The sequence below is a fragment of the Bacillus sp. AFS053548 genome (assembly GCF_002575105.1).
Classification (GTDB): Bacteria; Bacillota; Bacilli; order Bacillales; family Bacillaceae_G; genus Gottfriedia.
Genome location: NZ_NUHI01000030.1, coordinates 13083 through 38010 on the forward strand (window position 1 = coordinate 13083; position 24928 = coordinate 38010).

The window sequence follows — 24928 nt, forward strand, 5'->3', positions numbered from 1 at the left end:
CAGACTTATCCGATAAAAGCAGTTGCAGTTTGGAAAATAACTTCAATTTTTTCATAAACAAAATTGATATATCTTCTGAAGAATCTGGCTAATCTTTTCTTAACCTTTGCTCAATTGGACCAAAAATGCTGAAGGATAAATACTATTAAAAATTCATATAGTATATCAATAATATCTGATCAAAATTGATTGTGTTCCAATAAATAATAAAATAATTGTATAACTGGCGTTTGATTCATATTAGTTTCTATCGAATATTGAACGCATTTAAAATACATTGAAGTATTTTAAAAAATATTAATTTACCCCCGCATCAATAGCCATTATTTGCTGCATATATAGGCTATGATACTTATTATGTCTACAAGGTAAGCAGTTTTCATAAGTGAATATTACTGGCAACAAAAGCTATATGAGTGTATGGGGATAGGGTTGTTCGGTTACCTGATCGAGAAAACCTGGTCAATAGGTTCGATAAGGCTATCCGATAGCTTAAATTTCACATTCCGAAATAACGTTTTTCTAGCAAAAAAGGAAATACTACATATTGTTCTTTAATATTAGACGACTCATTAAAATGACCTTTTAAAACAATAATCATTAATTGGAATGATTAAATAATAAGGAGAACAATAGATGACAAATGCACAAGAATTTTCAATGAAGAAAGCATTTTTACAACTGACAGCTGTGATAGCTGGAATGTTTATGGTTATTTTGGATAGTACAGTTGTCAATGTTGCGATGAATTCATTAACAAAAGACATGCATAGTGATTTAACAACTATGTCGTGGACTATTACTGGTTACACACTTGCCGTAGCGGCAGTTATCCCATTAGCAGGTTGGCTGATGGATCATTTTGGAGCGAAGCGAGTCTTCATCATAACCATTGTCTTATTTACATTAGGTTCACTTCTTTGCTCTTTTGCGACCACACCGAATCAATTGATTTTATATCGTGTCATACAAGGTTTAGGTGGTGGAATGGTTGCACCAATTGGTATGGCAATGGTTTTTAGAATTGCACCGCCAGAAAAAATGGGAGCATTAATGGGGATGTTGGGTATCCCTATGCTGCTTGGACCAGCGCTTGGACCATTAGTTGCTGGATACTTTGTTGAATATCAAACTTGGCACTGGATTTTCTTAATTAATGTGCCAGTTGGGATTCTTGCTGTTTTATTAGCACTTAAATTTCTACCAAAATTTGATACAAAACCAGTACCAAAACTCGACATTTTGGGTATGATTTTAGCACCAATTGCTTTCTCGATGCTAGCATATGGGGTAAGTGAAAGTTCAAATGGGTGGCTTAAAAGTAATACACTAATTGGCCTCATCGTAGGCGGCGTTAGCTTGATATTATTCATTATTGTTGAGTTACGTCATCCTCACCCAATCATGGAGTTAAAAGTATTTAAATCAAGAGGTTTTACGCTTGGTACAATCACAACATGGCTAATGCAAATTGCGCTTTTCGGTATGTTTTTAATTATACCGTTGTATTTACAGACAATTAAGAACTATACACCACTTGAAACAGGGCTCGTGATCTTCCCTCAAGCAATTGCATCTGGAATCATGATGCCAATTAGCGGTAGGCTTTATGACAAATTCGGCGCTCGTCCTTTAAGTATTGTTGGTCTTGCAATTGTGACATGTACACTGATTGTATTATCTAACCTCAGTGTCGGTAGTAGTAAAACCTTTTTCATCTTGTGCCAAATTTCAATGGGTATTGGAATGGGGACTTCAATGATGGGATTAAACACTCATGTACTACAGTCTGCACCACGTGAATTAGTGAATCGTGTTACACCACTTACTTCTGCCGCGCAACAAGTAATGGTTTCATTTGCTACTGCAGGAATGGTGAGTTTCTTAACTTCCAGAGCAAAACATTATATTGGTACAATAAAGAATCCAGCAGATATTCAAGCTAGATTACACGCAACGGTTGATTCATTTGGAGATACATTCCTACTTGCTGCAGGAATTGCTGTTTTAGGTTGGTTAATTGCATGGACTCTTAAGAGACCAAAGTTACAGCAGTCTACAGATGATGAAAATAAACAGGCTAGGGAAACAATGATGGTTGGTCATTAATTGATCTAAATTATCAAATATTTTGAGGAAATGGGCAACTAGAATTAAACTTCGGGTTGCCTATTTTTTAAAATGCGTCAGTTATGTGCAATTCCTTTGTGAAGGAAGTCCCCTACTATATTGGAAGTAGGAGGATCGTTAGCTAAGGACTATCGCCAAGAACCAAATCGAGGTGTTGAAGAAATAGGAGAAATAGTAAGTTGACTAAACTTCCTCGAACATAAGCAGTCAAGCATCGAAATAGCGATCACAAAACTGCCTAATTACAAAAAACTGTGTCTGCTTTCGAAGAAGCAACACCGTTTCTATTATCAACCAAACAAATTCGGTTTTGTTCAAGAAGAAGATACTCGATACGAAAAGCAGCAACATACTCCAACTGAACGAGTTGACCTCTTCGCCGCTAAAAAAGGTAGGAGCAAATAAACCCCCATGCCGATCGCTACAAGTAAACAGCTGTTTTAAATGTTTTACAATATTTGGAATATAGATACCTAGCAAGAAGACTAACTTGCACATTTCCAAGGATTTGATAAGAACCATCAGCATCACAGGAAAACAAATTTAGGGTTATATTCAGAATAAATAGACATATCATATTTTGAATGTGCAACAACATCTACGTCTGATAAATCAAAGATAGAAATTACAATTTAAATAAAATAAGTTTCACGTAGACCTATCAAAAAATGCTTGCTATAATCAAATCCATAAGGGATCTAATATATTCGGTAGTAATAATTAAAATTTGAATGCTTAATTTCTGCTTGTCTATAGTAGTTGTGAACGTCCGAACAAGTTGTTAATGATTAATGTCTGCGAAATGTTAGTATATCCCAAATAAGGACAAAATGACGGACAAATTTTAGTGAGTAGGTTGTAAAGTATTGTAATACAAACAATTTTTGGGGGTCTGAATTCATGGAGAATAGTATGAGTGAAATTGTAGCTTATGGAATTGCTGTAGTAGTCGAGAAAATATAGTGGAAACATTTATTTTCGGTTTTTATGGTATCCAAATATTATTTCTCATTATTTGTTTATTGCTAGGTTATTTTATTTACGATAAACGATTTAATCGAAATCATGGAAACCAAATACCAGAAGGATTTCAACGAACTAGCGAAGTTAATATTGATCCTGTAACAGGGGAGAAAACAAGAGTTTACTATAATCCAGATACAGGTGAACGATTTTATAAAAAAGAAAAGTGATAATTTAAAAACGCCCTTTTGGGGCGTTTTTGTCTTGAAATTCAAGTTTATTTGATTGATGAGTTAATCAATTCAAGCATATCATCAAAATCAAACGGAGATTTCGATTTTACGGTTTCAGCAAATTGAGATACAAGTTTTAATGTTTCAATGCTTTCGATTGGATGGTGGCCAGCAGCACTTTCAGCGGATAGCATGACGGCATTCGTCCCATCCATCACAGCTTGAAATACATCAGTTACTTCAGCTCTTGTAGGAAGTGAATTATCTACCATTGATTGTAGCATTTGAGTTGCTGTGATCACATATGTCCCTGTAGAATTACATTCATGTAACATTGCTCTTTGTAAGAGAGGAATCCATTGAAAAGGTAGTTCAACACCTAAATCACCACGAGCAATCATAATGGCATCTGTTTCTTTATTAATTTCTTGGAAATTTTTAATTGCTTCTATCGTTTCAATTTTTGCTATTAATTGAGGTGTTTTATTACTTTTTGATTTTATAAAACTTCTGATTTCTTGTAAATGCGATGCCCGTCGAATAAATGAGCATGCAATAAAATCTAAACCTTCTTGCAAAATGAATTCGATGTCTTTTCGGTCTTTATCTGTAATAGCAGGTAAACTTGTAACGACACCAGGTAAATTAACCCCTTTATGTGAAGAAATTTCGCCACCAGTTTTCACTGTAGTGACAATCTTATTTTGTTCTATCGTTTCAACGTATAACTCCACTGCACCATCATTAATTAAAATACGATCTCCTTGTTTCACATCATTTATTAACCCTTTATAGTCAACACTTGCTTGATTACGATCACCTGTTATTTCATCAATTACTAGTGTAAAGGTTTGATTAGATTCAAGAATTATTTTTTCTTCTTCAATTTTTCCTAATCGAATTTTTGGACCTTGGAGGTCTCCTAAAATCTTGATTTCTTTTCCTTTTTCTTTGCTTATTGATTTTATTTGTTCGATAACATTTTGATGACTTTCATGTGTTCCGTGTGAAAAATTTAGTCTTGCGATGGTCATGCCATGCTCAATCAATTCAGACAGTATTTTTTTATCAAAACTAGCTGGTCCAATCGTACAAATTCGATCGATTGTCATTTGATATCGCCTCCTTTTACTGGAATTATTATACCCAAGATAAAGTAGAAGAAATCTAAATGAATAATGAGGTGTTAATTAAAAAAGAATAGCTCAAATAATCTGCATTTCTAAATTTTGACATTTCTCTACATTATAGAAGGGATTCATGTAACTTTTGTAGAACATTACTAATCGAACAAAATTTAGTACGAGGTGAATCTACTAGTGATTAAACAAGATGAATTAAAAGTTGTAATTGGAGCAGGTGAATATAACAATAATCCAACATGGATTCAAACTCAGGAAGAAGAACTTAATTTATTAGTTAAGTCGACTTGGGAAAATAAATTCGAGAAAAATTCAATTACAGCTATTTTAGCTGAACATGTTTGGGAACACCTTACATATGATGAAGGTTTAGAAGCTGCTAAAATTTGTTATGATTATTTAAAACCATCGGGCTATATTCGTTGTGCAGTACCAGATGGATTTTTTCAAGACGAAACTTATCAAAGTATTGTTAAAGTTGGTGGACCAGGACCAAAAGATCATCCGGCTGCAAGCCATAAAATTGTCTATAACTATAAAACACTAGTTAACATGTTTGAAACAGCGGGTTTTGAAGTAAAACTGCTAGAATATTGTGATGAAGAAGGAAAATTTCATTTAAATGAATGGGATGGCAAGAATGGTGTTATTTTCCGCTCGAAAAAATATGATCCTAGAAATCATGGGGAAAAAGTCCTGTTTCCTTCAATCATTGTCGATGCAGTAAAGCGCTAATTTAACAAAGATATCATTTTCTTAATTGCAAAGAACTGAAGCTGAACTTCAGTTCTTTAAAATAGATTTAATTAGTAAATCATTATATCTCTGATTTCTTTCGTTATTCGTTCGATTTGACCTTGAAACATCATAGATGGGATGAAAATAGATTCTTCGGGATGGTTAATTACTAGATAAGCACTATGTGAGCGTGTTTCTTTATAGCGATATTGTAAATTAATACGAGTAATATGATGAGCGGGAATCGTTTGTTTAAAGCCCCAATGTTCGTATGTAACACCGTGTTCGGTTATTCTAATAACCATACTACGAGTATAGCCAATATAAGCTAGAAAAATTAAGCATATCATTGTCATGATCATATATGACTTAATCGAATTAGGAAATCCATGCCTTTGTACATAAAAGATGAGTGTTATTATACAAATCGTAAACAATATTGCAACTAAAAAATTGGAAAGTCTTCCACTACTTCTAAATTCCACTTTTGATACACCTCTTTCATATTAATATAGTTTGCTCTAAAAACTTTTAATATTAACATAGGGATGATCACTTTTAGTATGAATCAATAATATTTAGTTAATGAGGAATATCCACTCAAATAGAAGAAGTACACAAACAATCCAACTTCCTATTAAAACAAAGAATACAAGCATAAGGAGTGGTTTATGAAAATACAACCTCAGAAATTTATAATAAATGGCCTTCAATATATTATTAGACATGCAGTACTTACTGACGCGAAACAATTATCTAGTTTGAGGGTACAGATTGACGGAGAAACTGAAAATTTAGATCGAGAAGCAGGAGAAGCATTTATTGATCAAAAAGGCTTTGAACAATTAATTATCTCTGATACAGAAACTTTAAAAAATTTATTTTTAGTAGCTGAGGTTCAAGATAAAATATTAGGTTTTTCTAGATGTGAAGGTAGCCAATTAAAAAGACTTTCCCATAAAGTAGAAATTGGAGTTTGTGTCTTAAAAGAATATTGGGGATATAGCATCGGTAAAAATCTTTTAAAACAATCAATTTCTTGGGCAGATACTAATGATCTACATAAAATGAATTTGAGTGTTTTAGAAACAAATGAAAAAGCAATTAAACTTTATGAAAAGTTAGGCTTTGAAGTTGAAGGTGTATTAAAAAACGATAAGTTACTTTCTGATGGAAAATTTTATAATACGATTTTAATGGGTAGATTTAAACAATGAATGTTAATAAAAATGAGTCAATTAATTGGCTCTTTTTTGCACTCATTTGATAAATTTAATTTTAAAATTTCCAAATAAGAAAGCATTAAAAGTGAGGTCATTAAAAAAATACATTTTTAATATTATAAAATGAATATTCTGAAAAATCTAGTGTTTTATGAGTTTACTAGAAATTATTATCCCTAAAATTCATGCCAATTCTATCTATTACTTTTATTAATGAAAATAAAAACCTTTTTATCTTACAATTTTCAAGTATAATGAATCATATTGAATTAATGAATATGATTTTTCTTAAGGAGAATTCTATACATATATCGAAAAAAACAAAAACGAGGTTAAGAAATGACTAAAAGAAGTTATGCGGACTATCATCTAAGTGAAGAAATTAAGAGAGCACTTGCTGTATTAAAATACGAAACTCCAACTGAAGTTCAGAGTGAAGTTATACCATTGGCAATGGAAAATCAAGATTTAGTCGTAAAATCTCAAACAGGTAGCGGCAAAACAGCCTCTTATAGTATTCCAGTTTGTGAAATGATCGAATGGGAAGAAAAAAAACCACAGGCTTTAATTCTAACTCCAACAAGGGAGCTTGCAGCTCAAGTCCGTGAAGATATTACGAATATTGGAAGATTTAAACGCATAAAAGCGGTGGCCGTCTATGGAAAAGAACCATTTACTAAACAAAAGGTAGAATTGGAACAAAAAACACATGTAGTAGTTGGTACACCTGGAAGGGTTATTGACCATCTTGAAAGAGGGACCCTTGATATCGATCAAATAAAATATCTTATCATAGATGAAGCTGATGAGATGCTTAATAGAGGTTTTATCGATGAGGTAGAAGCGATTATCAACCAGCTGCCTCTAAGCCGGGTAACGATGGTTTTTTCTGCAACCTTACCTAAAGATGTTGAAAATCTTTGCCATGAATATATGAAAGATCCGATTCATATTAAAATTGAATCAACAGGTATAACGGCCGATACAATTGAACATTTTTTAATAGAAGTGAAAGAGGAAGAAAAGATTTCACTCCTTAAAGACATCACGGTTGTCGAAAACCCAGATAGCTGCCTAATTTTTTGCCGAACTAAAGAAAATGTTGATACTGTGTATAGTGAACTGGAAAAAGCTAATTATTCTTGTGAAAGACTCCATGGAGGACTGGAACAAGAAGACAGGTTTGCTGTAATGGAAGGATTTAAAATAGGGAACTTCCGCTATCTTGTAGCAACCGATGTAGCTGCCAGAGGTATTGATATTGATAATGTAACGTTAGTCATCAATTATGACGTTCCTATGGAAAAAGAGAGCTATGTGCACCGTACTGGAAGAACTGGACGTGCTGGAAATAAAGGTAAAGCAATTACGTTTTCGACACAGTTTGAAGGGAAATTCGTTAAAGCAATTGAAAATTACATCGGCTTTGAGATACCTACAATTGAAGCTCCTAGTCAACAAGAAGTGGTTAGTCGAACAGCAATCTTCGAAGAAAAACTTAACAGCAGGCGAGTAGTAAGAAATAATAAAACAGCCCGAATTAACCAAGGTATTATGAAACTCCATTTCAGCGGCGGAAAAAAGAAGAAAATCCGTGCTGTTGATTTTGTAGGAACAATCGCAAAAATTCCTGGAGTCACAGCAGATGATATCGGCATTATAAGTATTCATGATCAAATGTCATATGTTGATATTCTGAATGGAAAAGGATCACTTGTTTTACAAGCCATGGAGAATGCGACGATCAAAGGAAAAAAATTAAAAGTGAGTAAAGCAATTAAATAAGGTAGTATAAGTACTAGCTTAAGTTACAATAGAAGAAAAAAGTCGATTTTCGTAAAAATGAAAATCGACTTTTTGTTCTACAATAATAAGAGAGGCCCTATTTTAAAACTTACTTTTAGACTTTTAATAAAAAATCTATTTATTTTACAAACAAGCTTCTAATGCAAGTTTCATCATTTTATCGAATGAAGTTTGTCTTGCTTCAGCACTAATCTCTTCATGTGTAACTAAAGAATCTGAAATAGTCAGTAAACAAGCTGCTTTCTTTCCTAAGACTTTCGCATTATGGAAAAGTGCATAACTTTCCATTTCTGTACAAATACAATTATGCTCATTATAAAAATTAACAAAATTTGGAACTGAACTTTCATAATAAAAGACATCACTAGAATGTATTCTTCCTTTAACGATAGAAGTATTGATCTGCTTTGCTGTATCTTCAATTTTGTTTGTTAGTAATTCACATGGATACTGAATGTCACTTTCTACACCAGCCTGAGTCTTTGCAAATGTAGATTGACTCCAAGCACTATCTACAAGCACAATATCGTGAATGTTTAGTTTATCTGTATAAGCTCCTGCACTACCAACTCGGATAATATTTTCTACATCATAAAATTTATATAATTCGTATGAATAAATTCCTATACTTGGCATGCCCATACCAGATCCCATTACTGATACTTGTTTTCCTTTATAAGTTCCTGTATAGCCAAACATATTACGTACTGTATTAAATTGCTCAATGTTTTCTAGATATGTTTCTGCAATATATTTTGCACGTAATGGATCCCCTGGCATTAAAACTGTTTTTGCAATTTCTCCTGATTTGGCTGTATTATGTGGCGTTGTCATATTATTTTCTCTCCATTTCTTTTCTAATAATTTTATTTAACTAATCCATACAACTTGTATTCTTACACATTTCACATGTTAATTTTTCTTAACGTTATCATTCTTTCCTAATATGTTTCCGTTTACAAAATAAAACAAACAACATATTCAAAATAATGATAAAGTAATACTACGAAGTATAGTTGTATAATCAGTTGTCTATTTTTCTTTAACTAAATTATATTTCAAGAAAATAGATAAATCAATAGCAACTTAAAATCGCTCAATATTTTATACTTTTTTCAAGAACGTTATTTAAAAAAATAATGTCGTGTTTACGACCTGCACTCTAACAGACAAGTTTGCGAATAAATCATAACTCGATATAATAATGATAAGGAGTGTTGATATGTCCGTTGAAAATAAAAAAAAATTACCTCTATACGTAGAGGTTTATGAAAAATTATTTAAATTAATTAATGAGGGAGTCTATCCAATTGGAAGTAAGCTTCCTTCTGAACCAGAACTTTCTAAGTTGATGAATGTTAGCAGAATGACCTTAAGACAAGGGTTGAGTTTACTGAAAGAGGACGGTTATATTGAAACAATCCATGGACAAGGTAATTTTATAAAACAAAATGTGAATTTAAGAAGTGTTGGCTTAGAAAAAATTGATAACTCAGTTTTTCAATGCTGTACAGAAACGATTGATGATATAAATGCTTATTTAGAAGTTAGTTTTTCAGATGATTATGAATATGTTAAAAAGATTTTTAATCAAGATTCTGCAGTGATGGTCAGGTTTAATAGGTGGTACAAATCTAAAAATAAAATTGTCGCCCACGCTTATACTATGTTCCCAAGTGAGACAGCTTCCCAATATCAAATAAACCTAGGCGATCAGCAGAGTTTACTAAAAATACTTGAAGAAGATATTTATAAGTTAATCCATTCATCAACAATCGAAATAAAATATACAGAATCAGTCCTTCCCTCATCAAACTATGAATTAAGTTCAACTAATAATTTATTCGTTTTACTAGTTGAAAATCTATATGACGCAATGGGGAACATGGTACTTAAAAATAAAATTTATATCCCGATCGAACTTAGCTCAATAAAAATAAATCGAATAAACAAATAGTGGAAAAAGTAGTGTTTCTTAAAATGATGAAGAAATATTAACAAGGCGAAGTATGACAGTTTTTAATTAGATTTCAAATTACATAAGAGTTGCTCTCCCAATCAAATATGAATCAAATAATGAACATTTCAGCAAACTATATCTTATTTAACTGATTTTAAAGGAGAGCAATATGATTAAACTTGTATTAATCAGACACGGGCAAAGTATATGGAATGTTGAAAATCGGTTCACAGGTTGGACAGATGTTGATTTAACGAAGAGCGGACTTTCTGAGGCAAGAGAAGCTGGTATCATTTTAAGGAAAAACGGATTTACATTTGATGTCGCTTATACATCCGTACTTAAAAGAGCAATTCGTACATTATGGATTATCTTAAATGAGATTGATATGATGTGGATTCCTGTTTATAAGACATGGAGATTGAATGAACGACATTACGGTTCACTTCAGGGGCTGAATAAATCTGAAACAGCTCAAAAATATGGGGAAGAACAGGTTAATATTTGGAGAAGATCTATGAATGTTAGACCACCTGCTCTAAAACCGGATGATCCAAGATACGAAATAAATGAACCTCGTTATAAAACCTTGTTAAAAGATGAATTCCCGCTTACTGAAAATTTGAAGGATACAGAAAAAAGAGTATTAAAATATTGGGATGAAGAAATTGCACCAGCCTTGAAAGCAGGTAAAAAGGTTATTATATCCGCACATGGAAATACGTTGAGGGGGATCGTGCAATATTTAGATCAAGTCTCAGCTGACGGAATTGCTTCGCTTAATATTCCAACAAGTATTCCTTTAGTTTATGAATTAAATGACGACCTAAAGCCAATTCGACATTACTATTTAGGTATGGATGGAGAACTTCCACCTGATGTAATCCCAAAACATATCCCTAGCGAATTACTTGACCAATTTGAAGATGATCATCCAAATATAACAATTCAAGATGATTAAGATACAAAAAAAGGATGGGTTTAGCAATCGTGCTTCCCATCCTTTTCATTATGCTTCAGATAACTTTAGTTTTTTTATTTGTAGTTGTACTAATCGGAAAGATAGAGTTAGTGCTGACACTCCTAAACCGACGATTAATCCAACCCAATATCCTTTTGCACCAAGATTCGTATTAGAAAGTGCATACCCAACTGGTAATGCGATTACCCAATAAGCTAAAATCATCATAATTAACGTGGCATTCACATCTTTATAGCCTCTTAATGCACCTTGGATTGGTGCTGCAATAGCATCAAATAGTTGAAACATAACTGCAAAGATTAAGAATCCGCCTGCCAAAATTTGTACAGATGGATCATTTGTATACCATCCAGCTACATCATATCGGAATAAATAGATGATGATCCCAAAAAATGAAGCGATTGAAACTGCCATTACTAAACCAATTTTGCTATATTCTTTTGCATTTTGAAACTCTTTCGCCCCAACTTCATAGCCAACAGCAATAGTTAATGCCATCGAAATACTTAATGGAACCATATATAGTAGACTTGCAAAATTCATTGCCACTGTATGTGCAGCAATTGTTTCGGTATCAAACTCACTTAATAATAATGTTACGACCGAGAACACACTTACTTCAAAAAAGATACTAAGTCCAATTGGTACTCCTAATTTTAAAATACTTTTCCAAGTTGTAAATGAAATTGGAGGAAGTTTTTTAAATAGATTGAAGGTACTAAATGGTTTTTTAGTTTTAATAATATAAAAAGCAATTCCAAAAATAATCCAATACGTTATTGCAGATGCTACACCAGAACCTACGCCACCCAAACGTGGAAGACCAGCTTTACCGAATATAAGGAAATAGTTCAAAATTACATTAACTGGTACTGAAATAACTGTAATGACCATAGTAGTTCTTGTTTTACCTAAACCATCAATAAACTGACGAATGACTGTATATAGAAATAAAGGTAAAATTCCAAATGATAATGCGAATAAGAAATGAAGAGCAACACGATGAACTTTCGGATCAAGATTCATATGATTTAAGATTGGATGAATTGAAAATATACCAATAATAATAATGACTACTGCAATAATCCCAGCCAAAAAAAGTGCCTGCGTAACAAGAGGCGTTATTTTTCCATCCTGTTTTGCCCCATTTAAATTGGCAACCATTGTCGTAATTGCGACTAAAATGCCAGTTAACCCTGTACTGATTGGCGTCCAAATACTAACACCTATCGCGACCCCTGCTAAATCCCCTGGACTACTATTACCAGACATGATTGTATCAAAAAATGACATCGAAAATAATGTCACTTGAGTGATTAAAATCGGAAGTAGTAGTTTAAAAAAGCGTGATATTTTATCCGTTTTAGTAGTATTCAATTTATCGACCTCCTAAACAAACACTTTTACAATTGTATCATGTTTTGGTTTAATAGCTATAATGAAATTATTCGGATAAATATTATATAAAGAAAGTTGGTCTTAGATTGGGAAATCAAGTTGTTATCATCACAGGCGCAGGAAGTGGATTAGGAGCGTCATTAGCTAAAAAGTATTCTGAAAACGGAGCTCATATTTGTTTGTTAGGAAGAACTGAAAATAAACTTAGAGAAATTGGTAAACAATTACCTAACAATTATTCAATACATACTGTAGATGTTTCAGAACATGAAGATGTAAAAAGAGTCTTCGATACAATCATTCAAACATATGGGAAAGTTGATTTATTATTTAATAATGCAGGAGTTGGAATTTTTGATCTTGCAGAAGAATTAAATGATGAAGCAGTACATAATATGATCGACATTAACCTAAAGGGAACTATTTTCTGTTCACAAGAAGTTCTAAAACAAATGAAAAAACAAGATAGTGGAACAATCGTCAATATTGTATCTACTGCAGGTCTAATTGGAAAAGCAACAGAATCAGTTTATTGTGCAAGTAAGTTCGGAGTTAAAGGCTTTACTGAAAGTTTGGTTGTTGAATTAACAGGTACACCAATTTCGGTATTTGCAGCATATATGGGTGGAATGAATACAGATTTTTGGGCCGGTATTTTTGATGAAGATAAAACTTCAAAAATGATGAATCCAGATGATATAGCTGAAATCATTATTGAAAATATAAAACCACGTAAAAATATAGCCATACCTGAAATTATTATAAAAAACATAAAATAAGTATTAACCAAGCCGTCTTTTACACAAACTAAAACCAAATCATTAAGGACTAAGTGAGGTATAAAAGATGAGCAAACCAAAAAAGAACAAATCAATTGATTCGAATCAAAATAATTTTGACGAATTATTACTTGAAGATCTAAAAACTGCAGATGATATTCCAATCGATTGGTTACCAAAAAGTGAACCGATTACGGAAACAATGTCATATAAAAATGCTGAAGATTAATTAGACTGTAATTTGAAAAGACTTGTTTTTATTGTTGCCTGATTGCAATAGGATGAATAGGCTTAGCGACTTGAAAATTAAGCGTTTTCAATTAGTCTCTTTGGCATGTTTTTTTGACTTTGTCCTCATACTGTAAAGAATAGCCATTTTGGCTATTTTTTTTTATTTTGATATGGTATTATTATTGAAGCGTTTTATATTAAAGCCAATTCCTGGCATTAAAATACATAAAAAAATGAAAAACAGGATATAGTTAGGAGAATTATTGATGGAAAAAGTACTAGTTTTTGGTCACAAGAACCCAGATACAGATACAATTTGCTCTGCAATTGCATATGCAGAATTGAAAAAGGCATTAGGTGAAAATGCTGAAGCAATTCGTTTAGGTGACGTAAGTGCAGAAACTCAATTTGCACTTGATACTTTTAAATCTGAAGCACCACGTTTAGTAGAAAAAGTTGCAGCTGAAACAAATAATGTCATTTTAGTTGATCATAATGAGCGTCAACAAAGTGCTGATGATATCGAACAAGTTCGTGTACTTGAGGTTATCGATCATCACCGTATTGCTAATTTTGAAACTAGCGATCCTTTATACTACCGTTGTGAGCCAGTTGGATGTACTGCTACAATTTTAAACAAATTGTATAAAGAAAATAATATCGAAATTAAGAAAGAAGTTGCTGGTCTAATGCTTTCAGCAATTATTTCTGATACATTATTATTCAAATCTCCAACTTGTACTGATCAAGATATTGCTGCTGCAAAGGAACTTGCAGAAATCGCAGCTGTAAATGCAGAGGAATATGGTCTAGACATGTTAAAAGCAGGTGCAAACCTAGCTGATCAATCAATTGAGTCTTTAGTATCACTTGATGCGAAAGAATTCCAAATGGGTAACTATAAAGTAGAAATCGCACAAGTAAACGCAGTTGATACAAATGACGTACTTTCTCGTCAGGCTGAATTAGAAAATGTCCTTGAGGGCATCGTTGCTAATAAGAGATTAGACTTATTCTTATTCGTTGTAACTGATATTTTAACAAATGACTCAGTCGCAGTTGCAAAAGGAAATGCTACTAATGCAGTTGAAAAAGCATACAATGTTACATTAGAAAACAACACTGCTTTATTAAAAGGTGTTGTATCTCGTAAAAAACAAATCGTTCCAGTATTAACTGAAACATTTAATACACTTTAATTCGTAATTTAACAACAAAGTCTTTGAAAGGCTTTGTTGTTTTTTTAATAGCTAATAAATGGGGGATTTGAAATGGAAAATTTAAAATATCCGATTGGCAGATTTAACTTACCATCAAGTTACACTCATCAACAACGTAAAGAATTTATTAAAGTACTAAAAGATGCTCCGATTAAATATAAAGAAGCAATCACATCGCTTACAGAAGAACAATTAAACACACCTTATCGTGAAGGTGGTTGGACACCAAAACAAGTTATTCATCATGTTGCTGATAGCCATATGAATAGCCTTATGAGAGTTAAACTAGCTTTAACTGAAGAAAATCCTACAATCAAAGCATATGATGAAAATGCATGGATTTCGTTAAGTGATTCGAATTTTGATTTTCTTAGTTCTTTAAAAATAATCGAAGGTATTCACGAACGTTACGTAGTTTTACTTGAATCACTAACAGATGAAGAGTTTAATCGCACTTGTTATCACCCTGAACTTAAAATTAATATTAGTATAGATTTCATCTTAGCTTTATACGCTTGGCATAGCGAACATCATTTGGCTCATATTTATTTAGTGAAAAACAATTAATAGTAAGGTGTGAAGAACGATTAAATTATTATTTATTTGTAGCAAAAATCAATGGAGAAGTCCTACAGCAGAAAAAATTTTCCACTTATATAATGGCTACCAAGCAAGATCAGCAGGGACTCAAAACAGGTGCTAGGATTAAAGTGACAGAGGGACATATTGGTTGGACAGATATTATTTTTGTAATGGAGAAAAAACATTTAAGAAGAATTCGCGATAAATTCGGTGATTTACTCAATGAAAAAAAGATTGTCAATCTAGATATAGCTGATGATTATCAATTTATGGACGAAGAATTAATTGAAATTCTCCAAAATAGAGTATCCGAAATAATTTAGGGTAAACGGGCAAGAAGCGAAAAAAAATTTAAAATTTTATAAGTTTTAAGGAACCCACTCAGCTAAAAGAGTGGGTTTAGTTCTAATTACCTTATGAACGTTTAGATTCTAAGTACTTCCTCATGAATATGAAAGATTTCTAAAATAACCCAATTCATAACAGTGTCAAAGTCCATGTAGTACACATAAAAATAAAAATAGAGCAAAATAAGAAAAAGGTGTGAGCATGTACTACAAATTATTAAAGCAATATATAAAAAATTCAAATTTAAGTTTGACTGATATAGCCAAAGAATTAAATAAGTTGGGCTTTTCAAAAGACAAGAGCTATTTAAGCAAATTACAAAATGCGAAATTGACTCCACCTGAAGAAAAATTAACTAGAGCGATTGCAAAAGTGACAGGTGGAAATGCTGAAGAATTAATTTGGTATGCTTATATTATTAATGCACCTGAAAGATTGAAAACTCCTTTACGAAACATTTCAGAAGAAGTTTTCAATCTTGCAAAGAAAGAAATGAATAGTAATTTTAAATTTGATGTGGTATATAAGGAACAAAATGTTGAGCATCGTTCAAAAATATTTGCAGGATTTATTAGACAGTCACGATTACAAAATAATCTTTCAATCAAGTGCCTTGCAAAAAAAGCAAATGTATCCCATTCATATATTTCACAAATTGAAAATGGTAAAAGAGGTATTCCTTCAACAGAAATTATACGAAAGTTGGCAGAACCACTCGGTGTTCCTGTAATTCAGTTGTTTCAATTAGCTGGGTATGTACCAGTTGAAGAAAATGTTTGGATAGAAGGTATGAACCTCATACGTAAAGCTAATTCAATGCTAAACAATGAAGAAAAAGAGAAATTATTGAGGTTAATAGAAGCTTTTTTAACATTGTCTTCAATACACTTTTTCTAATTATATAGAATAAATAAAAATGCAGGAATCAGGATTACTCCTTAACCTGCATTTTTTTATCCTTTTATTATCCCTTTAATTAGGTAAATAGTAATACACTAAATGGTGATAGCTGATATTATATTAACAACCAACATAAATTTACCAGATTGATCAAGTTTTCCTGCCGTTCTTCCTGCTATAGCGAGTGACAAAAATCAGATCCAGGAAACTGCAATACAAGTTACCGAGAAAGCAATTTTTTCAATTCCGTCATATTGAAGTGAATTTGTTCCAATTACGCCTATAGTATCCAAAATTGCATGAGGATTTAAAAGTGAAACTGATGCAGCAAAAAGTATTTGTTTTTTTACTGAAAAATGCTGCTGATTCGTAGATATATTTGAAGATTTAGCTTTCCATGTTTGCCAGCCCATATAAAAAACAAAACGCCAAAACTAAAAAAGAGCGGTTTTTAAATAAGGTGATGTTAAAATTAGCACTGAAACTCCTGTAACAGATAAAGTAATAAATAAAGTATCGCAAATCGATGCAGTTATCACAGCAGGAAGTGCTTTAATAAATCTTTTTTTGAGTTGCACCTTGTTGAAAAATAAAGACGTTTTGAACACCTAAAGGTAGTATTAATCCAAAAGATAATAATGATGCGTGTAGAATAGTTTGAATCATAGAACCACCTAACTGATCATATTTATGTACATTTCAATTCTTTTTTCGAATCTTGACTAAATTTGTAAATTTTAGGAAAGGATAGTAAGAAACTGCAAAAGGAAGTGAAGAGTATGTCACAGCAATATGACAATTTACCTGATTATGAATTATTAGCGAATAATCCAGCATTATCTTTACATGAACTGTCATATCATTATGATATGAGTTTTAATGATATCGCTGAAATTAGAGGAATCTCTGTAGAAGATTTAGTAAATTACTATCAGACAAATACTTCTCACGATTCATTATTTTATTTTGAATAAAATATACATAAAGCTGAGCCAATATCTATTGGAATCGGCTTTTTTTTCGTAAACAATCATCTACTTATTATATTAAAAAAATGTGAGAAAACTAGAATTTTTAGATAGACTTAACATCTCGGATTAGGAATTAGGTTTTTAAAAAAAGTTAAGCCATTTTAGGCTTAACTTCATTTTTTCTTATTTGCCTTTAGTCGCCAATTATTACATACCATAAATTTACCAATTGGATATTCAAAATTACATTTTTGAATAAACTTGAAATTTAATTTTTCACATATTTTATTAGATGGAATGTTATTAGTGGAAGGAAAAGCGTGAATATATTTATGCTTCGATTCTTTTTGGGCCTTCTTAATAGTTTTTTTTACTGCGATTGTTGCTATACCTTTTCGTTGAAATTGTGGTAAAATGCTCCAACCAATTTCATAAACAAGTTTACCATCCCATATGCGATCCCAATAGCCAACAGTTCCTATTTTTGTTCTATACGGAAGCAAAATGATTACAAACATTTGTCCTGTACCTATTCGACTCATTTCAAGATAATGCTTGTGCCGACTCATAATTTCTTTCAAACTTTCAAGTCCTCCAAGATATTTCATCATACTATTCGTATTTGATGATAGAAGTAAACTAAGATCTGCTTCGTTCCATGGCTCGATTAATATGTTTGATTCATCTATTTTTGACAATTAATACACTCCAAATTTATATTAAAAAGAATCATATTAAGATAGTATTCTGAAGTGAAGATGATATCTCTAATTAAATAACACAAATTAAATAGGTGAGATTCTTATCACGATAACCGTTTTATAACAAATATTCATTTAAGTAAATAGAAAAGTTTAATAGGGCTGTTTGAAGTTGGAAAACTTCGGATAGCCTTTTTACTCATATTTAATAATGAGTAATAAATAAGGTTTAAATTTTCATCTGGTATGCTCTAACGATAATCCCATCATTCCCTGGCTCAAAGTCAAACTTTGGCAATCTTTTAAATCCGATTTTTTCATATAAACTTATTGCATTTTTCATAAATTCACCGGTATGTAATCCGATCGCATCGAATCCTTTTTCCATCGTGCGATTAATACATTCTGAAATTAGTGCAGAAGCAATTCCTTGACCGCGGCAGTCTGACTCTACAGCAAGCATTCGGATCTCTGGATAATCAAGTTCGTCGATATAGCCTCCATAGGCATTTATTTTGGCTGGGAATAAAGCGACGCTACCGACATTTTTTCCTAAAATCGTAGCAACAATTATTTCCACACCTTCTTGTTCATCAACATTCGATGAGAGGGACTTCTTTAAAGCATTCCAATGTTTATCTGGTAACAAGTTGACGTATTCATAATAAGCGTTAATTCTTTGTTCTCGAATTGACTGAAACATCTCTTTTTCAGCATTACAAATTTCTATTTTTACCATTTAAATCGCATCTCCTTTTGCCTTAATGAATGAGGAACTTTTCTTTTTGTCTACTTAAATCTTCGCGATTGTGCTTCGAATTCCAAATCGTAAGTTCAGGACCTTTTGGTAAGACTTTTGATTCTTCTTTATCGGGTGTAATGGTTATCGATAAATGGTAATGTCGTTTAATCGCATCAAAATCAGTTGTATCCCCAAATCCTGGTGTTTGATATAAATCTCGTACATAGCTCCATAAGTTTTTAAACTCGCGTATTAAATTTCGATTCGTATTAAATGCTGTAAAGTAAGCAGCATCGAACCGTACAAGTGTTGTAAATAACCTAATATCAGTATCAGTAATTTTATCACCAAATAAAAAACGTTGTTTAGATAAGCGCTTCTCTAGTTCATCTAATCGATTAAATAACGTTTCATATGCATCTTCATAAGCGTTCTGAGATTGTGCAAAACCACATTTGTATACACCATTGTTTACATCATTAAATATGATTTCATTTAGCGCATCAATTTCTTGTCGGATAGAAACTGGGTATAAATCTGGTGCATTCTTTTTATGGTAAGGCTTCCAAACAGTTTCGAAATAGTTTGTTAGCCTAAAATAGTCATTATTGACTACCTTACCAGTGTTAATATCGATCATTGCGGGTACTGTCGGACGTCCTGAATAGTTTTGATCTGATTTATGATAGATTTCACTCATGTATCGAACGCCTAATATTGGATCAACTCCTCCAGAATCCAAAGAAAATTCCCAATCCACGCGAGGCAATCTTGGACGCATTGGACTGACGGTTCCTAAACTGATTGCATTTTCTAAGCCTAAAACTTTTCGTACAATAACAGACCGATGGGCCCATGGACAAGCAGCTGACCAAATGAGACGATATCGACCTGCTTCAACTGGAAGTTCTCCTGGTTTATTTCCAAATGGTGTAGAAAAACGATTTAATTGACGTCTAAAGAAACCATCAACTGTTACTTCAGTTGGTTTAGTTTTATTCATACTTAAACTTCCTTTCTCACTACTTTGGATAATATTTTTTTGATTAGAAATTTTGAAGGTGAACATAGAAGTAATTCTAATACTCTATTATACTCTTAAAATTCAGAAAATGTATTTTTCTGGTCTTACTAATAATGACAATACTATCTATTTAATTGCTTTATACTACTTTGTTAGAATTTATCTCGAATATGAGGTATATTTAGGTTAATTGATAACTACAGCAGAACCTTATAAATCTACTCAAAATTTGCTTTTTAAATATAGAAATTCGGAGGAATAGTTTAATGGAAATAGGAATTAGTACTTTTGTAGAAACAACGCCTGATGCAAAGACAGGTAATGTAATAAGCCATGCAGAACGTTTACGAGAAGTGGTTGAGGAGATTATTCTGGCAGATCAAGTTGGATTAGATGTATTTGGAGTAGGGGAACATCATCGTAATGATTTTGCAGCATCATCTCCAGCAGTCGTACTAGCTGCTGCTGCATCACAAACAAATCGTATTCGGCTAACAAGTGCCGTAACTGTTCTATCTTCAGCAGATCCAGTCCGAGTATTTCAAGATTTTGCTACGCTTGATGGTATTTCGAATGGGCGAGCGGAAATCATGGCGGGACGTGGTTCATTCATCGAATCATTTCCATTATTCGGCTATAATTTAAACGACTATGATGAACTTTTTGAAGAAAAACTGGATTTACTGCTGACCTTGCAAAAATCTGAATTCGTAACATGGAGTGGAAAATATCGACCAGCCATTAACAATATAGGAATTTATCCACGACCAGTTCAGGAGCCACTGCCTATTTGGATCGGAAGTGGCGGAAACAGTGAATCAGTCGTTCGAGCTGGACTATTGGGGCTTCCACTAGTACTTGCAATTATAGGTGGTCGTCCAACTCAGTTCGCACCACTTGTTGAGCTTTATAAAAAAGCAGCAGCTCATGCCGGTCATGATGTGAACAAACTACAGATTGCATCCCATTCACATGGGTTCATCGCAGAGGATACCATGACTGCAGCTGATAAATTTTTCCCATCAACACAGCAAGTCATGAATAAGCTTGGAAAGGAACGAGGTTGGGGAACTTATGACCGAGCTGCATTCAATACGGCACGAAGCTTTGAAGGTGCACTTTATGTTGGTGATTCTGAAACTGTAGCACAAAAAATCATCCACCTTCGAAAAAATGTAGGTATTACAAGATTTATGCTTCATGTACCAGTTGGTTCGATGCCACACGCAGACGTAATGAAAGCAATCGAACTATTAGGTAAGGAAGTCGCACCAATCGTTCAAAAAGAAATCGCAAAGTGGGAAGCAAATCTATAATTTGAAATAAATGAAAAGCTGTTTTCTATAAGAGGACAGTTTTTTTATATCGATTAAATAAAAAAATCGTGATAATATTCCATCAATTGGAAAAGAATATTGCATAGGAAAGGAGGGAATGCGAGTGTTAATAAAAAATTGGCTATCAGGACTAATTGTTTTTTTAGCAACGATTGTATTAATGGCAACACCAGGTAATTTCAAAGCTTTTGCTGAATCTGGGGTTTCAGATGCAAATAATCGTGAACAAACAATTGTAGTAGAGTTGAATGATGATTATTTTAATCCGAAAAACATTACGATTCCAAATGGTACAAAAACAACTTTATTATTGAGAAATAAAGGGAGTAAACCACATACTTTTACTGTGAAAATGCTCAATATTGATGTTGAAGTTCAACCAAGAACTGAAAAAACCATTTCAGTGTTACCAAAACAAGCAAATACATATGATCTTACATGTAAGTACCATTTTAATGTAGGTATGGTAGGTAAAGTAATCGTAAAATAAAGTCAAGGCCATTGGGCCTTGACTTTATTTATGTGTCTATAATTTTAAATAGTAAAGAAATGCCCTCTTAATTTCTAACTTATAAAGGTATTTCATTACTTTTTAGCAAAACCTCCTCATACAATTAGAATAAGGAGGGATGAGGATGGAGAATATCGATTTTCATATACTTCAATGGTTTTTTGGTAGTACACCGATTCTTGGTCTAGCTTTGATGATGTTTATTGCTTCATCGCTAGGGAAACGTCTTACTATACCAATTATTACAGTTATCGTAACATCATGCTTGTGGTATAATTGGAAAACGCTCCCAAATGATATTTGGCATCGTATGGGAGCAAACGGTACTGTTGGGCTGTACCAACATATAACCTTCGCTCTAATCCTTGGTTTTGTCACATCGAGTATTCTCGGTATGTATCAAAAAACTCGTCACGCTAAATAAGATGACCATTGGATAAATGAATATTTTAAAGATTATCAATGATTTTAAATAGATGAATTCAATGTACCAACAACTATGAGCTTCTCTAAAAGAGGCTCATTTTTTAATTTCAAAGAAATGAAAGCGAGTTCATAAAAAAGAATCAAAAATAATAAAAAAACCAATTGACTCTCCCCTCGGAGGAGGCTTTACATTATGTTTTGTAGAGCTTTAAAAGGAGTTGAGTTAAGATGAAAAAACAAAACATCATGTTATCTTTAGTATTAATGAATTTATTCATTATTTTTTTAGGAATTGGGTTGGTTATTCCAGTCACTCCTTCAATTATGAATGAATTAAATATATCTGGTACAATTGTAGGCTATATGGTAGCTGCATTTGCTATTACACAATTATTTTTTTCACCAATTGCAGGTCGCTGGGTAGATCAGTTCGGACGTAAAAAAATGATTATAACAGGATTATTAATCTTTAGTATCTCTGAGTTTTTATTCGGAATGGGTAAAACGATTGAGGTTCTTTTTATTTCACGTATGTTAGGCGGAATAAGTGCGGCATTCATAATGCCAGCTGTAACAGCATTTATCGCAGATGTTACAACGGTGGATACAAGAGCAAAAGCACTCGGTTATATGTCGGCTGCAATTTCAACAGGCTTTATTGTCGGACCAGGTGTTGGAGGATTTTTAGCAGAATATGGCCCACGCATACCATTTTTCTCTGCAGCAGGATTGGCGATTTTTGCAGGGGTTTTATCTTTTACAGTCCTTCCTGAGCCAGAACGAAATCAAGACAGTATTGAAGAGAGTGGACAAAAACCAGGATTTAAACGTATTTTTGCTCCGATGTATTTTATATCGTTTATGGTTATTTTGATCTCACAATTTGGTTTGTCAGCTTTTGAATCATTATTTTCATTGTTCACAAATCATAAATTTGGTTTTACACCGAAAGACATAGCAATCATGATTACTGGCGGTGGCATTGTTGGTGCGATTGCTCAAATAGCATTATTTGATCGATTAACAAAATGGATCGGAGAAATTCGATTAATTCGATATAGTTTAATCCTTTCTACAATACTAGTGTTTATGATGACAATTGTAGACTCATACTTTATGATTTTACTAGTGACGGTTACTGTATTTTTAGGATTTGATTTAATGCGTCCAGCGGTTACAACCTATTTATCTAAGATTGCAGGTAATGAACAAGGCTTTGTTGGTGGAATGAATTCAATGTTTACTAGTTTCGGGAATGTAATAGGACCAATAATAGGTGGTATCCTATTTGATATAGACTTAAACTATCCATTTTATTTTGCAACAGTCTTATTAGCGAGTGGTGTTGGTTTAACAATTGCTTGGAAAATGCCAGTATATCGAACAGCATAATTAATCGAAATGCGTATTCTATTTTACGAATAAAGAATACGCTTTTTTTGCTAAAATAAGATGGTGGAGGTGATTGAAGTGAAGGAAAAACTTTATACAATAGGTGAGGTATCCAAATTAGTTAATATTTCGATTAAAGCACTCCGATATTATGATAAAATCAACTTATTTAAACCAGCGTATGTCGATCCAGATACTAATTATCGATATTACAAAGACTCACAAATTCATCTTCTCGATTTAATCAAATCCCTCAAATATATCGGTACACCATTAGAAGAGATGAAAGAAGTACAGGGGCTAAAGAGAGATGAATTTTTCTCCTTTTTAACAGAACAAGAAAAAATTGTCAGAAAAAAAATAGATTCATTAATCGAAATTGAAAAAATCATTACAAATGCAAAAAAGGGTTTACAAAAACAAAAGGACTATCCACAATTTGGTGAAGTGTTTTTTTCGTATGAGGAAGAAATGCAAATCATTCAGACGAAAGCAAATGGGATCGACCCGAAAAATATTTTAAATGCTTCATACAGTAAATTGAAGAAATTTGCTGCATCTACAGAAGGTTTTAGGAACAATGGTTATGGAGCCATTGTGCCATATAAGTCTTATACACATGTTAGTGAAGTAACATATCAATATTTATTTACACCAGTATTAACAAAAAAACAAACTACACTACTATTACCGGGTACCGAGGTTTCAACCATCCCCGAAGGAAAATACATATGCATTACTTATAAAAGCTTATCATCTGATGATTATTTTACAAACCTACAAAGACTTATTAATTATATAGACATACATCAAATAACGATTAAAAGTGATATATATGAGTCATTAATACATAATAATTATTCACCGAATCAAAAAGAAGAATTTTTGATTGAAATGAGAGTATTAGTCGATGATGAAAAGAGAATAGATAGACAAAAAATATGATACTTTAAAGCTCATAGATTATTTAAGAAAGACTCCTTAAGGGGTCTTTTTTTTATTTTTTACGATCCAAGAATAAATTTATTTAATATACATATTGAATTATTGAATAAAAATAAAGATATTTGTTAAGAAATTAAATTTTTATGTCCGCTAAATCAATTTATTTAATATACACATTTAATAATTTAATTAAAATATAATTTTTTATAAATATATTTAAATTTTTGTTTGAAAAATTAAATAT

At 32.4% G+C, this 24928-nt stretch carries 27 protein-coding genes and 1 pseudogene; 20 read left to right on the forward strand and 8 right to left on the reverse strand.

Annotated elements, in window-relative coordinates; all coding sequences use genetic code 11:
• The first annotated feature begins 636 nt into the window (after nt 1-636).
• Entirely contained in the window at nt 637-2109 is a 1473-nt protein-coding gene (locus CN946_RS16770; RefSeq protein ID WP_098862198.1) for a DHA2 family efflux MFS transporter permease subunit, read from the forward strand.
• A 983-nt stretch (nt 2110-3092) separates the two neighbouring features.
• Entirely contained in the window at nt 3093-3323 is a 231-nt protein-coding gene (locus tag CN946_RS16775) for a hypothetical protein (protein WP_175403448.1), read from the forward strand.
• A gap of 47 nt (nt 3324-3370) precedes the next feature.
• On the opposite strand, the gene CN946_RS16780 is transcribed toward CN946_RS16775, so the two are convergent.
• Nucleotides 3371-4438: a pyruvate kinase gene (locus tag CN946_RS16780; RefSeq protein WP_098862199.1), complete on the reverse strand. Its 1068-nt coding sequence runs from the start codon at nt 4436-4438 to the stop codon at nt 3371-3373.
• A 195-nt stretch (nt 4439-4633) separates the two neighbouring features.
• Between CN946_RS16780 and CN946_RS16785 the strand changes: the two genes are divergently transcribed.
• Nucleotides 4634-5203: a class I SAM-dependent methyltransferase gene (locus CN946_RS16785; protein WP_098862200.1), complete on the forward strand. Its 570-nt coding sequence runs from the start codon at nt 4634-4636 to the stop codon at nt 5201-5203.
• Nucleotides 5204-5274: 71 nt separating this feature from the next.
• Here CN946_RS16785 and CN946_RS16790 read toward each other — a convergent pair whose 3' ends face one another.
• Nucleotides 5275-5691 (reverse strand): hypothetical protein, encoded by a 417-nt coding sequence (locus CN946_RS16790; RefSeq protein ID WP_098862201.1) that lies wholly within the window; start codon nt 5689-5691, stop codon nt 5275-5277.
• A gap of 186 nt (nt 5692-5877) precedes the next feature.
• On the opposite strand from CN946_RS16790, the gene CN946_RS16795 reads away from it, so the two are divergent.
• Both CN946_RS16795 and CN946_RS16800 read left to right on the forward strand, forming a co-directional pair.
• The gene (locus CN946_RS16795) at nt 5878-6423 is read left to right on the forward strand and encodes a GNAT family N-acetyltransferase (protein ID WP_098862202.1); all 546 of its coding nucleotides are present in this window, start codon (nt 5878-5880) and stop codon (nt 6421-6423) included.
• A gap of 345 nt (nt 6424-6768) precedes the next feature.
• The gene (locus CN946_RS16800; protein WP_098862203.1) at nt 6769-8214 is read left to right on the forward strand and encodes a DEAD/DEAH box helicase; all 1446 of its coding nucleotides are present in this window, start codon (nt 6769-6771) and stop codon (nt 8212-8214) included.
• A gap of 144 nt (nt 8215-8358) precedes the next feature.
• On the opposite strand, the gene deoD is transcribed toward CN946_RS16800, so the two are convergent.
• Nucleotides 8359-9069, reverse strand: a complete 711-nt coding sequence (gene deoD / locus CN946_RS16805; RefSeq protein WP_098862204.1) for a purine-nucleoside phosphorylase — start codon at nt 9067-9069, stop codon at nt 8359-8361.
• Nucleotides 9070-9457: 388 nt separating this feature from the next.
• Here deoD and CN946_RS16810 point away from each other — a divergent pair, with 388 nt between their 5' ends.
• On the forward strand, nt 9458-10192 hold the full coding sequence (locus tag CN946_RS16810; RefSeq protein WP_098862205.1) for a GntR family transcriptional regulator: 735 nt from the start codon (nt 9458-9460) through the stop codon (nt 10190-10192).
• A 172-nt stretch (nt 10193-10364) separates the two neighbouring features.
• A complete protein-coding gene (gpmA, locus tag CN946_RS16815) occupies nt 10365-11156 on the forward strand; it encodes a 2,3-diphosphoglycerate-dependent phosphoglycerate mutase (RefSeq protein ID WP_098862206.1) in 792 nt (263 codons plus the stop codon).
• Between the two features lie 48 nt (nt 11157-11204).
• On the opposite strand, the gene CN946_RS16820 is transcribed toward gpmA, so the two are convergent.
• Nucleotides 11205-12554, reverse strand: coding sequence for an MATE family efflux transporter (locus tag CN946_RS16820; protein WP_286133965.1), 1350 nt, complete (start codon nt 12552-12554; stop codon nt 11205-11207).
• Nucleotides 12555-12661: 107 nt separating this feature from the next.
• Here CN946_RS16820 and CN946_RS16825 point away from each other — a divergent pair, with 107 nt between their 5' ends.
• From CN946_RS16825 to CN946_RS16845, 7 genes are all read left to right on the forward strand, one after another.
• Nucleotides 12662-13354 carry an SDR family oxidoreductase gene (locus CN946_RS16825; protein ID WP_098862207.1) on the forward strand — a complete coding sequence of 231 codons (693 nt, stop codon included), beginning with the start codon at nt 12662-12664 and terminating at the stop codon, nt 13352-13354.
• A gap of 67 nt (nt 13355-13421) precedes the next feature.
• Nucleotides 13422-13583 (forward strand): hypothetical protein, encoded by a 162-nt coding sequence (locus tag CN946_RS23530; protein WP_176547358.1) that lies wholly within the window; start codon nt 13422-13424, stop codon nt 13581-13583.
• A 268-nt stretch (nt 13584-13851) separates the two neighbouring features.
• The gene (locus tag CN946_RS16830; protein WP_098862208.1) at nt 13852-14784 is read left to right on the forward strand and encodes a manganese-dependent inorganic pyrophosphatase; all 933 of its coding nucleotides are present in this window, start codon (nt 13852-13854) and stop codon (nt 14782-14784) included.
• 72 nt (nt 14785-14856) lie between these two features.
• On the forward strand, nt 14857-15372 hold the full coding sequence (locus CN946_RS16835; protein ID WP_098862209.1) for a YfiT family bacillithiol transferase: 516 nt from the start codon (nt 14857-14859) through the stop codon (nt 15370-15372).
• Nucleotides 15373-15406: 34 nt separating this feature from the next.
• Entirely contained in the window at nt 15407-15508 is a 102-nt protein-coding gene (locus CN946_RS24120; protein WP_483295401.1) for a hypothetical protein, read from the forward strand.
• A gap of 7 nt (nt 15509-15515) precedes the next feature.
• Complete coding sequence (locus CN946_RS24055) at nt 15516-15710, forward strand: protein tyrosine phosphatase (protein ID WP_353616202.1); 195 nt, start codon at nt 15516-15518, stop codon at nt 15708-15710.
• Nucleotides 15711-15936: 226 nt separating this feature from the next.
• Nucleotides 15937-16632, forward strand: a complete 696-nt coding sequence (locus CN946_RS16845; RefSeq protein WP_098862210.1) for a helix-turn-helix transcriptional regulator — start codon at nt 15937-15939, stop codon at nt 16630-16632.
• Nucleotides 16633-16730: 98 nt separating this feature from the next.
• Here the strand turns inward: CN946_RS16845 and CN946_RS16850 are convergent.
• Nucleotides 16731-17301 (reverse strand): annotated as a pseudogene (locus CN946_RS16850) (LysE/ArgO family amino acid transporter).
• Nucleotides 17302-17414: 113 nt separating this feature from the next.
• On the opposite strand from CN946_RS16850, the gene CN946_RS16855 reads away from it, so the two are divergent.
• Nucleotides 17415-17609, forward strand: a complete 195-nt coding sequence (locus CN946_RS16855) for a hypothetical protein (protein WP_098862211.1) — start codon at nt 17415-17417, stop codon at nt 17607-17609.
• Between the two features lie 170 nt (nt 17610-17779).
• Here CN946_RS16855 and CN946_RS16860 read toward each other — a convergent pair whose 3' ends face one another.
• The 3 genes from CN946_RS16860 to CN946_RS16870 form a co-directional block, all read right to left on the reverse strand.
• On the reverse strand, nt 17780-18304 hold the full coding sequence (locus tag CN946_RS16860) for a GNAT family N-acetyltransferase (protein WP_098862212.1): 525 nt from the start codon (nt 18302-18304) through the stop codon (nt 17780-17782).
• A gap of 232 nt (nt 18305-18536) precedes the next feature.
• Entirely contained in the window at nt 18537-19046 is a 510-nt protein-coding gene (locus tag CN946_RS16865; protein ID WP_098862213.1) for a GNAT family N-acetyltransferase, read from the reverse strand.
• A gap of 22 nt (nt 19047-19068) precedes the next feature.
• Nucleotides 19069-20052 (reverse strand): glutathione S-transferase family protein, encoded by a 984-nt coding sequence (locus tag CN946_RS16870; RefSeq protein ID WP_098862214.1) that lies wholly within the window; start codon nt 20050-20052, stop codon nt 19069-19071.
• Nucleotides 20053-20339: 287 nt separating this feature from the next.
• Here CN946_RS16870 and CN946_RS16875 point away from each other — a divergent pair, with 287 nt between their 5' ends.
• The 5 genes from CN946_RS16875 (at nt 20340) to CN946_RS16895 (ending at nt 24684) form a co-directional block, all read left to right on the forward strand.
• Nucleotides 20340-21389, forward strand: coding sequence for an LLM class flavin-dependent oxidoreductase (locus CN946_RS16875; RefSeq protein ID WP_098862215.1), 1050 nt, complete (start codon nt 20340-20342; stop codon nt 21387-21389).
• Between the two features lie 118 nt (nt 21390-21507).
• Nucleotides 21508-21900: a cupredoxin domain-containing protein gene (locus CN946_RS16880; protein ID WP_483295400.1), complete on the forward strand. Its 393-nt coding sequence runs from the start codon at nt 21508-21510 to the stop codon at nt 21898-21900.
• 145 nt (nt 21901-22045) lie between these two features.
• The gene (locus CN946_RS16885; protein WP_098862217.1) at nt 22046-22345 is read left to right on the forward strand and encodes a hypothetical protein; all 300 of its coding nucleotides are present in this window, start codon (nt 22046-22048) and stop codon (nt 22343-22345) included.
• Nucleotides 22346-22575: 230 nt separating this feature from the next.
• Complete coding sequence (locus CN946_RS16890; protein ID WP_098862218.1) at nt 22576-23739, forward strand: MFS transporter; 1164 nt, start codon at nt 22576-22578, stop codon at nt 23737-23739.
• Nucleotides 23740-23817: 78 nt separating this feature from the next.
• Nucleotides 23818-24684, forward strand: a complete 867-nt coding sequence (locus CN946_RS16895; protein ID WP_098862219.1) for a MerR family transcriptional regulator — start codon at nt 23818-23820, stop codon at nt 24682-24684.
• Nucleotides 24685-24928 lie beyond the last annotated feature (244 nt).

Coding starts and splice junctions, on each gene's coding strand:
- CN946_RS16770 (WP_098862198.1), top strand. CDS start 637: ATGACAAATGCACAAGAATTTTCAATGAAGAAAGCATTTTTACAACTG.
- CN946_RS16780 (WP_098862199.1), bottom strand. CDS start 4,438: ATGACAATCGATCGAATTTGTACGATTGGACCAGCTAGTTTTGATAAA.
- CN946_RS16795 (WP_098862202.1), top strand. CDS start 5,878: ATGAAAATACAACCTCAGAAATTTATAATAAATGGCCTTCAATATATT.
- CN946_RS16800 (WP_098862203.1), top strand. CDS start 6,769: ATGACTAAAAGAAGTTATGCGGACTATCATCTAAGTGAAGAAATTAAG.
- deoD (WP_098862204.1), bottom strand. CDS start 9,069: ATGACAACGCCACATAATACAGCCAAATCAGGAGAAATTGCAAAAACA.
- CN946_RS16810 (WP_098862205.1), top strand. CDS start 9,458: ATGTCCGTTGAAAATAAAAAAAAATTACCTCTATACGTAGAGGTTTAT.
- gpmA (WP_098862206.1), top strand. CDS start 10,365: ATGATTAAACTTGTATTAATCAGACACGGGCAAAGTATATGGAATGTT.
- CN946_RS23530 (WP_176547358.1), top strand. CDS start 13,422: ATGAGCAAACCAAAAAAGAACAAATCAATTGATTCGAATCAAAATAAT.
- CN946_RS16830 (WP_098862208.1), top strand. CDS start 13,852: ATGGAAAAAGTACTAGTTTTTGGTCACAAGAACCCAGATACAGATACA.
- CN946_RS16835 (WP_098862209.1), top strand. CDS start 14,857: ATGGAAAATTTAAAATATCCGATTGGCAGATTTAACTTACCATCAAGT.
- CN946_RS16845 (WP_098862210.1), top strand. CDS start 15,937: ATGTACTACAAATTATTAAAGCAATATATAAAAAATTCAAATTTAAGT.
- CN946_RS16855 (WP_098862211.1), top strand. CDS start 17,415: ATGTCACAGCAATATGACAATTTACCTGATTATGAATTATTAGCGAAT.
- CN946_RS16865 (WP_098862213.1), bottom strand. CDS start 19,046: ATGGTAAAAATAGAAATTTGTAATGCTGAAAAAGAGATGTTTCAGTCA.
- CN946_RS16870 (WP_098862214.1), bottom strand. CDS start 20,052: ATGAATAAAACTAAACCAACTGAAGTAACAGTTGATGGTTTCTTTAGA.
- CN946_RS16875 (WP_098862215.1), top strand. CDS start 20,340: ATGGAAATAGGAATTAGTACTTTTGTAGAAACAACGCCTGATGCAAAG.
- CN946_RS16880 (WP_483295400.1), top strand. CDS start 21,508: ATGCGAGTGTTAATAAAAAATTGGCTATCAGGACTAATTGTTTTTTTA.
- CN946_RS16885 (WP_098862217.1), top strand. CDS start 22,046: ATGGAGAATATCGATTTTCATATACTTCAATGGTTTTTTGGTAGTACA.
- CN946_RS16890 (WP_098862218.1), top strand. CDS start 22,576: ATGAAAAAACAAAACATCATGTTATCTTTAGTATTAATGAATTTATTC.